This window comes from Bulleidia sp. HCP3S3_C9, assembly GCF_052064035.1.
In the GTDB taxonomy this organism is placed as follows: Bacteria; Bacillota_I; Bacilli_A; order Erysipelotrichales; family Erysipelotrichaceae; genus Bulleidia.
In genome coordinates, this window is the sequence record NZ_JBQHWJ010000066.1 from 1 (window position 1) to 10,226 (window position 10,226).

General features: G+C 35.4%; 10 protein-coding genes and 1 other annotated feature. Of the genes, 9 read left to right on the forward strand and 1 reads right to left on the reverse strand.

Annotation, left to right across the window (positions count from 1 at the left end; genetic code table 11):
• Positions 1 to 314 precede the first annotated feature (314 nt).
• The 7 genes from ACTND6_RS09810 to ACTND6_RS09840 all read left to right on the forward strand — a co-directional run bounded on the left by ACTND6_RS09810 (position 315) and on the right by ACTND6_RS09840 (position 6,788).
• Positions 315 to 686 carry a hypothetical protein gene (locus tag ACTND6_RS09810; RefSeq protein WP_441023933.1) on the forward strand — a complete coding sequence of 124 codons (372 nt, stop codon included), beginning with the start codon at positions 315 to 317 and terminating at the stop codon, positions 684 to 686.
• Complete coding sequence (locus ACTND6_RS09815; protein WP_441023932.1) at positions 679 to 1,314, forward strand: hypothetical protein; 636 nt, start codon at positions 679 to 681, stop codon at positions 1,312 to 1,314. Before ACTND6_RS09810 ends, ACTND6_RS09815 begins: the two co-directional genes overlap by 8 nt.
• 17 nt (positions 1,315 to 1,331) lie before the next feature.
• Positions 1,332 to 2,324, forward strand: a complete 993-nt coding sequence (locus ACTND6_RS09820; RefSeq protein ID WP_178175756.1) for a LacI family DNA-binding transcriptional regulator — start codon at positions 1,332 to 1,334, stop codon at positions 2,322 to 2,324.
• Positions 2,325 to 2,349: 25 nt separating this feature from the next.
• Positions 2,350 to 2,555: a binding site (T-box leader), on the forward strand.
• 41 nt (positions 2,556 to 2,596) lie between these two features.
• On the forward strand, positions 2,597 to 3,844 hold the full coding sequence (gene tyrS, locus ACTND6_RS09825) for a tyrosine--tRNA ligase (protein WP_441023931.1): 1,248 nt from the start codon (positions 2,597 to 2,599) through the stop codon (positions 3,842 to 3,844).
• 65 nt (positions 3,845 to 3,909) lie between these two features.
• Complete coding sequence (locus ACTND6_RS09830; protein ID WP_441023930.1) at positions 3,910 to 4,443, forward strand: hypothetical protein; 534 nt, start codon at positions 3,910 to 3,912, stop codon at positions 4,441 to 4,443.
• 3 nt (positions 4,444 to 4,446) lie between these two features.
• Positions 4,447 to 6,096, forward strand: a complete 1,650-nt coding sequence (locus tag ACTND6_RS09835; RefSeq protein ID WP_441023929.1) for an oligosaccharide flippase family protein — start codon at positions 4,447 to 4,449, stop codon at positions 6,094 to 6,096.
• Positions 6,093 to 6,788, forward strand: coding sequence for a pseudouridine synthase (locus ACTND6_RS09840; RefSeq protein ID WP_178175752.1), 696 nt, complete (start codon positions 6,093 to 6,095; stop codon positions 6,786 to 6,788). Before ACTND6_RS09835 ends, ACTND6_RS09840 begins: the two co-directional genes overlap by 4 nt.
• Here ACTND6_RS09840 and ispH read toward each other — a convergent pair.
• The gene (gene ispH, locus ACTND6_RS09845) at positions 6,769 to 7,677 is read right to left on the reverse strand and encodes a 4-hydroxy-3-methylbut-2-enyl diphosphate reductase (RefSeq protein ID WP_178175751.1); all 909 of its coding nucleotides are present in this window, start codon (positions 7,675 to 7,677) and stop codon (positions 6,769 to 6,771) included. The two genes, ACTND6_RS09840 and ispH, sit on opposite strands and share 20 nt — an antisense overlap.
• A 53-nt stretch (positions 7,678 to 7,730) precedes the next feature.
• Here ispH and ACTND6_RS09850 point away from each other — a divergent pair, with 53 nt between their 5' ends.
• Positions 7,731 to 9,104: a DEAD/DEAH box helicase gene (locus tag ACTND6_RS09850; protein WP_441023928.1), complete on the forward strand. Its 1,374-nt coding sequence runs from the start codon at positions 7,731 to 7,733 to the stop codon at positions 9,102 to 9,104.
• Complete coding sequence (locus ACTND6_RS09855) at positions 9,101 to 9,937, forward strand: deoxyribonuclease IV (protein ID WP_441023927.1); 837 nt, start codon at positions 9,101 to 9,103, stop codon at positions 9,935 to 9,937. The genes ACTND6_RS09850 and ACTND6_RS09855 overlap by 4 nt, the downstream gene beginning before the upstream one ends.
• Positions 9,938 to 10,226 lie beyond the last annotated feature (289 nt).

Below are 10,226 nucleotides of genomic sequence, written 5' to 3' on the forward strand. Positions count from 1 at the left end.
TGATCATTGTTTGCATACTTTCTAGTAAATTCAATCATAGATGGTTTTTTATCTTTATATTTAGACATATACTTTTACCTCGCAGTTAAAGTGTATATCCAGCAATATGATCTTATTGTACTAAAAAGCGGACACTAAAGAGATTTCTGAACTTTTTTGAATCAGGTGGTCAGTTATGTTTATTTATGAAAAAACAAGGATTTTTATCGAATAATATATACAAAATATAGATTATTTGTGAGCGCTAACAATTGGTCTTGAAAATATTTTCATTCTTCAATATAATAATCTAAGTAATTATAAAAGGAGAAGATATGGACGCATTAATTTTAGATTTAGCAAACGTGTCTGAACAATTACTGCCTATTCTTGGGGCTGTTGTATTGATCTTTTTATGTGTATTGTTAAAAAAAGCATGGGAAATGATTGATTCAATTCATGAGACAATCAAGAATCTAGATCCAACAATCAAGGATGTAGAAAAGAGTATGGAAAAACTTCAGGCACCATTAGATACTGCGGTGAAATATTCACATTCTCTAGATAAGGTTCACGATAAAACAAGTGAAGTATTACAGAAAGCTACAGATTTTGCTTCAGAAAATGTAACAAAGATTCAATCAGCAGTACAAGAAAAATTCAACAAGGGCGAAGAAGAAATCGTGGAGGAAGAAAATCATGAGTGAAAATAATAAAAATGTTGATTTCAATGATGAAAAAGAACCTATTGATTCAATTGAACAGACAGTAGAAGATTTAAAGAAGAAAATTGCTGAACTCAGTGAAGAAAAAGAATTGGAAGCTGAAAATAATAATGAAGCTGCTGATGAAAGAATGCAGAAAATTCAGGAAATCAAAGATGCAACTGTGAACACATTGAAAAATTCAATTTCAGATATTAAAGAAAAAGCACAGAACGTATCAGCAAATCCAGATGTACAGAAGACAATTGCATATATCAAGGAAAATGCAGTCAAGGCGGTTGATCTTGCCAAAATAAAGATTGATGAAATTTCCAATGATCCAAAAGTGAAGGAATATGCTGATAAAGCAAAAGAATCTGTTAAGAATGCAACTGAAACGGCAACTAAATATGTAGATGAACATCTTGATGAAAAGACAAAAGAGAATTTATCCAATGCATATGATTCCGCTAGTAAAAAAGTTGCGGAAGGTACAAAGAAAATCGTTACTGCTGCAGATGAATTCCTGAATAAGCCAGAAGTACAGGAAACTTTAGAAAAAGCAAAGAAAGGTGCAAATGATATTGTAGAAAAAGGATCAGAAGCACTCAAAAATCTATTTAAAAATTAAGAAGGAGTTTTTCATAAATGAAACGTGTAACTATTTACGATGTAGCGAAGGAAGCTGGTGTTTCTTTGGCTACGGTATCTCGAGTAATCAATGGAAGTAATGTAGTAAAAGGTGGAACAAGAGAAAGAGTTCAGGCTGCTGTAGATAAACTTGGCTATAAGCCAAATGCAATCGCACAGGGACTTGCTTTACAGAAATCCACAACAATTGGTCTTGTTGTTCCTGAAGCATCTTTTACATATACTGGACAAATCATTAATGGTTTGATCGATGTAGCTAAAATCTATAACTACAACATTATGCTTCATACGATTACTGCTGGAATTACAGATATTTCTTCTGTTGTCGAAGATATTATCAAATCTCATGTTGATGGCGTTGTAATTTATAACGATAAGTTGAAGATTGAAGAAGTAAACGAATTGTCTAAATATAATATTCCAATTGTCATGATTGGTAATCATGTCAGTGGTGAACGTTTATGTTCTGTATATGTAGATATTGAAAAAGCCATTTATGAGTTAACAAGTAAATATCTTGAAGAAGGCAAGGAAAAGATTGCAATCCTAGAAGATCGTAAGAATCCATATACATGTGATCAGATGGTCAAAGGTGCAGAAAGAGCATTTAAACAAAGAAACAAGGAATTTAATGGCTTCTTGAAGATTCCTGCTGAAGATAGAACTTCTTACAGTTTCCTGTCTAAACATTTTAAGGATCATTCATATGATTTGATTATTGCAAATCGTGACTCCCAGGCAATGGCTGTTATCAACTCTGCAAGAGAAAATCAGCTTGATGTTCCAAATGATCTGGAAGTTGTCTGCGTGATTGATTCTAAATATAACAGTGTCATGAGACCTCAGATTTCTTCATTCTCCATTCCTAGCTATGACTTAGGTGCAGTGAGCATGCGTGTGATGACAAAGATGCTGCAGAGTGAAGAAGAACAGGAAGATTCTATTGAACTGTCATATTTATTTACACCTCGTCAGTCAACTAAAGATTGACAAACGGTCGTAGTTAATTAAAATTAAATAAGCAATGAAGAGGACAAGTAGACTTTGATCTGTTGTTGAGAGAAATCCTGGTTTGGTGAAAAGGATAGAACAGATGAAATGTTGAATACACCTTGGAGCTTTCTATCTCAAAAGGTAGGACGTATCTACTACGTTACAGTGTTATGAGTGTACACAGTGTTGTGTAAACTAAGGTGGTACCGCGCTAAAAGCGTCCTTAGATGATGAGGACGCTTTTTATATAGCGTCTAGGAGGAAAATATATGAATTTTATTGAAGAATTAAAGTGGAGAGGCCTTGTAAAGGATGTTACGGACTATGATGGTCTTGTCAATGCATTAAATGATCATATGACAGTATACTGTGGTTTTGATCCAACTGCAGATTCCTTGCATGTAGGTCATCTTCAGCAGATCATTTTGTTAAGAAGATACCAGGATGCTGGTCATACACCAATTGCTTTATGTGGTGGTTTTACAGGCATGATTGGTGACCCACGTCCAACAACAGAAAGAAAGCTTTTAACACATGAAGAAGTATTACACAATGCTGAATGCATTAAAACACAGTTAAGCAAGTTCTTGAAGTTTGATGGTGATAATGCTGCTATCATGGAAAACAATAACAACTGGCTAGGTGAAATGTCATTGTTAGACTATTTAAGAGACTATGGCAAGTTATTCAATATTGCTTACATGCTTCAGAAAGATACAATCAAGAAGAGATTGGACTCTGGTTTATCTTATACAGAATTTTCTTATACAATCTTACAGGCAATGGATTTCCTGCATTTATATCAGAAATACCAGTGCCGTATTCAGATTGGCGGTTCTGATCAGTGGGGCAACTTAACAAGTGGAATGGAGCTTATCCGTAAGGTTGAAGGAGATGAAGCAAAAGTCTGGGGCATCACTTCACCATTGATTACAAAGAGTGATGGTTCTAAGTTTGGCAAGTCTGAAGGCAAGAATATCTGGCTGGATCCTGAAAGAACAAATGCTTATGAATTCTATCAGTTCTGGCTGAATACACCAGATACAGATGTTGTAGATTATTTGAAGCGTCTATCATTAAGATCTGTTGAAGAAATTGAAGCATTAGCGAAGTGCGTTGAAACTGCTCCTGAAAAGCGTGAAGCACAGATGGCATTGGCAGAAGAACTCACAGAAATGGTTCATGGCAAAGAAGGTGTAGAAAAAGCAAAGAAGATCACAGAAACTTTCTTCCATGGTGATATCATGACATTATCCAGTGAAGAATTAAAAGAAGGTCTTGTAGATGCTAAGAAAACACATTGTGAAGATGGTACATTGTTAATTGATGCACTTGTAGCTGCTGAAATTGCCAAGAGTAAGGGTGAAGCACGAAGACTCATCCAGCAAAGTTCTATTTCTGTCAATGGAAATAAGGTAAATGATCTTGAGGCAAAGCTTCTGAAGAGTGATGCTGTCAATGAAGAATTTACAATCTTGAAAAAAGGTAAAAAGAATTACTTTGTAATTACATTCTAATCGTATTGTCTAAGATGGAAGGTACTCTTCCATCTTTTGTGTTATAATCTCTAGCGAGGTATAGAATGAATACATTAACAAAACTTTTATTAGCATTTGTTATTTTTTTGTCTGGATGTGGAAAATCACCACAGAAAGTTAATGATGAAAAGATTGAAGAGTATCAAACGTATTATGATATTGTCAATAAGACACAGAAGTTTAAAGATTCTAGTGAGAATTTTAATATTGCCTTAGAAATGAGCCAGATACCAGATGGTACATATCGTTATGCAATTGTTGTAGATGAAGCAAAAATTGCAATGTATGATGTCGTAATGATCGCAGTTGAAAATAACACACCATATGATGATGCGGATAAAATGATGCCATCTTTAGGTATTTTTGAAGACAGCTGTTCTTTGATTCCTGGGCAAGTCAATACTTCCCAAGGATATGCAAAAGGCCTTGCCATGAGTGGGGAATGCAGTGAAGATGGTGTGGATCTAGAAATTTTAGTACAGTATAAAAATGCAAAACGTACAAAAGAAACAAGAGAATTCTTTTCCTATCATTTAAATACTGAAGGATATGAATACAAGAAAGCAGAGAAGGAGTAAGTGATGAGTGATAAAACAAAAAAGAAAGTAAAACAAGGTTTTATTGCGGGTTCTTTAACTTCTTCTGCAGGTGTATTTATTTCTAAACTGATTGGAATGTTTTATATCATTCCTTTTAAACAGATCGTAGGACAGGCAAACCTGTCTTATTATTCTGCAGCATATACATATTACAATGTACTTTTACAGATATGCAGTGCTGGACTTCCATTTGCGATTGCCGCAATTGTTGCAAAATATGCAAATAAAAATGACTATAAAACTGTAGTTCTTGTTAGAAAGCTTTCAACAGCAATCTTGATGGTTTCTGGATTTGTGATTTCCTTATTATTTATTTTGATTTCAACACCACTTGCACATAGTGTATTGGGATCTCAGGCAACAGACACAGATATTATTCGTATGCGTAATACGTTTGTGATTCTTTCTTTAGCATTGTTTATTATTCCTGTTGTGTATTCATATCGTGGATATTATCAGGGAATGAAAGAATTAAAGATTTATGCCAATACACAGATTACAGAACAGTTAGCACGTGTTTTATTCTTATTAGGTGTTGGTGCAATCGTTGTATATATCTTTCATATGGATCAGATTCTTGGTATCTATGCAGCCGTTTTAGGTACAAGTATTGGTGGTATATTTGCTTTGATCCAGTTGATGTTCTTTGATCGAAAACATTTTCCTGAAATTGAGCAGTTAGCAGAAAAACAGCAGGAAGAAGCAGTAGACAAATATGAGATCTTAAAAGAATTTATCATCTTTTCTATTCCATATCTGCTTGTTTCCATTCTTGGTAACTCTCAAACATTGATTAATACGCAATTTTTTATTCCAGCTGCGACAAAGCTAGGTATGGGATACGATGAAGCAAAACTGATTTATTCAATCATTGAGACAAACTGTGATAAATTAACATCGATTCCACAGGTTCTTTCTATTGGTTTCAGTGCAGGTATTGTTCCTTATATGACAGTATCTTTAGAAAACCATGACTTTAAAGCATTGAATATCAATATTGAAGACTGTCTGGATACCGTACTTTATATTGGTTTACCTGTATGTTTTGCGATGGCTGCCTTAGCAGAACCAATTTACTTTATTATGTATGGCGGCAATGAATTAAAGTATGGTGTAACTTGTCTGCAATGGTCAAGTTTACTTGGATTCTGTACAACAATGACACCAATCTGTAATTCCATGATGCTGACATTAAGATTTAGAAAACAATCCATTTTCTACCTGGCATGTGGATTTGTGATTAAGTGCATAACATTCTATCCATTGATGGCAATCATGGGATATACAGGTGCAATTGTATCCAGCTGTCTATGTTCTGCAACGATTATCATTGCGTCCTTATTGAAAATCAGAAAAGAATTTTCTATCAAATATCGCCGTATCATTAAACGTATGATTCGTATTATGATTTCGTGTCTGGCAATGAATGGCGTATTTGCATTATATAACTTCTTTGGACCTGGCTGGGTTGCGTATGGAAGAATTGTATGTCTATTACAATTGGCAGTTGTTGGTATATCAGGAATTGTTGTATATGTGCTTGTATCAGATATGATGAAATTGCCAAAGGCTGTTTTCCATATTTCACTGAAAGGCATGTGTAATCGTTTAATACGTAGAGGTGCAAGATGAGACTTGATCGAATGTTAAGCAACGCGCATGCTGGTACAAGATCACAGGTAAAAAAGCTTGTGAAAGAAAAGCGTGTGAAGGTCAATGGTGTACTTGCGAAAACTTCAAGTATGCAGATTGATGAGGTGAATGATGAAGTGACATTAGATGATATTCCTGTCATCTATGAAGAACACATGTATCTGATGCTGCATAAACCAGCAGGATATATCAGTGCAACGGAAGGTAATGTTCCAACAGTCATGGATCTGATCTATGAAGATAACAATGGTTTGTTTCCATGTGGAAGATTAGATAAAGATACAGAAGGATTGCTGCTCATAACAAATGATGGACCTTTAGCACATACTTTATTATCTCCAAAGCATCATGTAGAAAAAGAATATTATGTTGAACATGCATTAGATATGAGTGAAGATGATATTGTTCGATTGCAGTCAGGTATTTCCTACAATGGAGAATCATACAAACCAGCCAAGGTAAATATGATTTCACCAAGAAGCTGTACGTTAACAATTACAGAAGGCAAATATCATGAAATTAAATTCATGTTCCAGGCTTTAGGAGATAAAGTCACATATCTAAAACGTTTGCGTATGAAAAACCTGGTCTTAGATGAAAGCTTAAAACCAGGTGAATATCGTTATTTAACGGAAGAAGAAATTGCAGATCTTAAAGCAGACGAACAGTAATGTCTTCTGGGAGATCCCATTTTCCATTTAAAGCATACTGCTTTAAGAATGTAATGACCTGTTGCGTTAATTCATTAGGTGTAGAAGAGCCACTCGTAACTGCGATGCGGTTCTTTTCTTTTACCATTTCTTCTTTGAGATCTTTGATGGAATCAATGAGATATGCTTCTTTGATACCGGATGCTAATGCAATTTTTCTAAGCTGATTAGAATTGTTGCTGCGGGCATCTCCGACAACAATGAGTACATCTGTATCTTTCAGATGCATAACAGCTTCCTGCCGAACTCTTGTCGCATTGCATATTTCTTTTGCAACAATTGCATCTGGATATTTCTTTAGACATTCTTCAATGATTGCAGAAGTATCTAAGATGGAAAGTGTTGTCTGATTTGTAATTAATACATTTTTTAATCCATCTAATCTTTGGATATCTTCACAACTTGTGATAAGATGTACACGCTTGGAAAGGGAGACTGTTCCCTCTGATTCTGGATGACCTTTTTTTCCAATGTATAGTACATCACCATCTTGTTGAATGTGCTGTTTTACAAGGTCATGTGTCTTAATGACATCCAGGCACGAAGCGTCAACTACTTTTAGACCTTTGCGGATAGCTTTCTCTTTTACATCATCACTAATACCGTGTGCTGTAAAAATAACGATGCCAGAGTCGATTCTATCGAGCAGTTCACTTCTTGTTTTTCCTGCTTCTTCGACAAAGCGGATGCCAATAGCTTTGCAAGCATCAACAACAAATTGATTGTGAACAATCATCCCAAGCATATATACAGGGGTATCAGGATTGTCCTGTGCTGTTTTACGTGCTATCTGAATCGCACGAACAACACCTTGGCAATACCCACGTGGAACAACAGAAATAATTTCCATAAAGACACCTCTCTCAATTACAGAATTCTAGTATAATCATTATAGGTGATAAAATGAAAAAATTTGAAGATTTTAATTTAAAAGAGTATACAAAAAAATTTATTGAAGTAAATCACTTCACACAGCCAACACCAATTCAGGAAGATGTTATTCCTAGCAGCTTAAGAGGAAAGGATGTCATTGGATTGAGTGCTACAGGTTCTGGTAAAACACATGCATTTTTAATCCCAATCCTTGAAAAGATTGATGTGGATTGCAATGAATGTCAGGCAGTAGTCACTGCGCCTACACGTGAACTTGCTTTTCAGATCTATGAAATGGCAAAAGTCATGTGTGATGTATTACCAGCATTAAGAGTATCTTTATATGTTGGTGGACAGGATAGAGAAAAAGACATTGAAAAGCTGAATAAGCAACAGCCACACATCGCAATTGGTACACCAGGTAGAATCAAGGATCTATTCTTGAATGAAGGTGCTTTGCGTATTGATAAAGCTAAGATCTTAGTTGTTGATGAAGCGGATATGACATTAGAATATGGCTTCTTAGATGAGATTGATGCATTTGCGGGCAGAATGAGTGAGAATCTACAGATGATGGCTTTCTCAGCTACAATGCCTGATCAGTTGAAACCGTTTATTAAAAAGTATATGCATCATCCAGTAACATTCCAGATTGGGGAAGCAGTACGTTTCAATCCAGATATTACACATGTTCTTGTTCCTTGTTATCATCATAGTTTTACAGAAACAATCATGTCAATTCTTCCGGGTTTCCAGCCTTATGTTTGTTTGATTTTCGCAAATACAAGAAAAGAAGCGAGTACAATTGCGGAAGAATTAAGAAAGAATGGCTTAAGTGTTTCTGAAATTCATGGTGACTTGACAAGCCGTCAAAGAAAACAGTCCATGAAAGCAATCGCTACGGGAGAAAATACATATGTTGTGGCAACTGACCTTGCAGCACGTGGTATTGATATTGCAGAAGTAACACATGTTATTTCCTGTGGTTTCCCTAACGATCTGGAATACTATGTACATCGTGCGGGTAGAACAGGTAGAGCTGGAAGCAAGGGTACATGCTTTGCTTTATATCATGAAGAAGATGATGCAGCAATTCGTTCTTTACAGAAGCGTGGTATCAAGTTTGAACACCGTAGATTTAAGAATGGTACATGGAATGACTTGAGAGGATATGGTATCAAGTATCAGAGAAAAGATGATACGGAACTTGATAAGAAGATTGCCATGGTTTATAACAACAAGAAAAATACAAAAGTAAAACCTGGCTATAAGAAAAAGAGAAAGAACGCGATTGCGAGAATCTATCAGAAGAAGAAAAGAGAAATGATTCGTTCTAAGATCAGAGAAGAAAAGAAAGCAATGTATAAAGAACGAGCAAGAAAAGAAAGAGAAGGATTAGAATGATTATCGGTTCTCACGTACAGATGAAATCACCAAAGTATCTTGAAGGTGCTGTAGAAGAAGCTTTGTCATATGAAGCGAATGCATTAATGCTTTATACAGGTGCGCCACAGAATACACGTCGTGTTGATATAGACAAGATGCATATTGCGCAGGCACATGCATTGTTGAAAGAACATGGAATTCCATTTGATAGAATGATTGTTCATGCACCATATATCATCAATCCCGCAAACTCTGTAAAAAAAGAAGTTGGTGAACTCGCTGTCAGTTTTCTTGAACAGGAAGCAATTCGTACTAAAGCACTTGGTGCAAAATACATGGTTCTCCATCCAGGTTCTTATACGACAACAACGCTAGAACAGGGCTTACAGACAACAATTGATCATCTGAATGCAACGCATATTCCTGAAGGTATTGTGATCTGTTTAGAAACAATGGCAGGCAAAGGCAGCGAAGTTGGGTATCAATTGGAACATCTTGCATATATTCTTGCACATTTGAATCAGAAAGATTCTTACGGTGTATGCATGGATACATGTCATATGCATGATGCGGGATATGACATGTCCCATTTTGATGACGTTTTAGATGAATTTGATCGTCTTGTTGGTTTAGATAAACTGCATGTCATTCATTTGAATGATTCAAAAAATGTACAAGGTGCAAGAAAAGACCGTCATGAAAATATTGGAAAAGGCTATCTTGGATTTGAAACACTGCATGCAATCGCACATCATCCAAGAGTTGCACATGTTCCTAAGATTTTAGAAACACCATACATTGATGGAAAAGCCCCATACAAAGAAGAAATACAATTATTAAGACAACAATAAAAAGAAGCGTTTGCGAGACTGTTGAAAAAGTCCTTCAAATAAAACCTCACAAAAAACAGTGAGGTTTCAATTTAAATATTTTAAACTAGCGGCTAGTTATACTATAATATAGCTGTGAGGTAAGGACTATGAGATCTAAAAATGACAAAGCCAAATATGATATGGATTACCAGAAAAGCAAGATGACAAGAGTAACTGTATGGTTTAATCTTGACAAGGATAAAGATATTATTTCGTGGCTGGACAAATCCAAAGCATCTAAATCTGAAATCATAAAAAAAGCACTGAG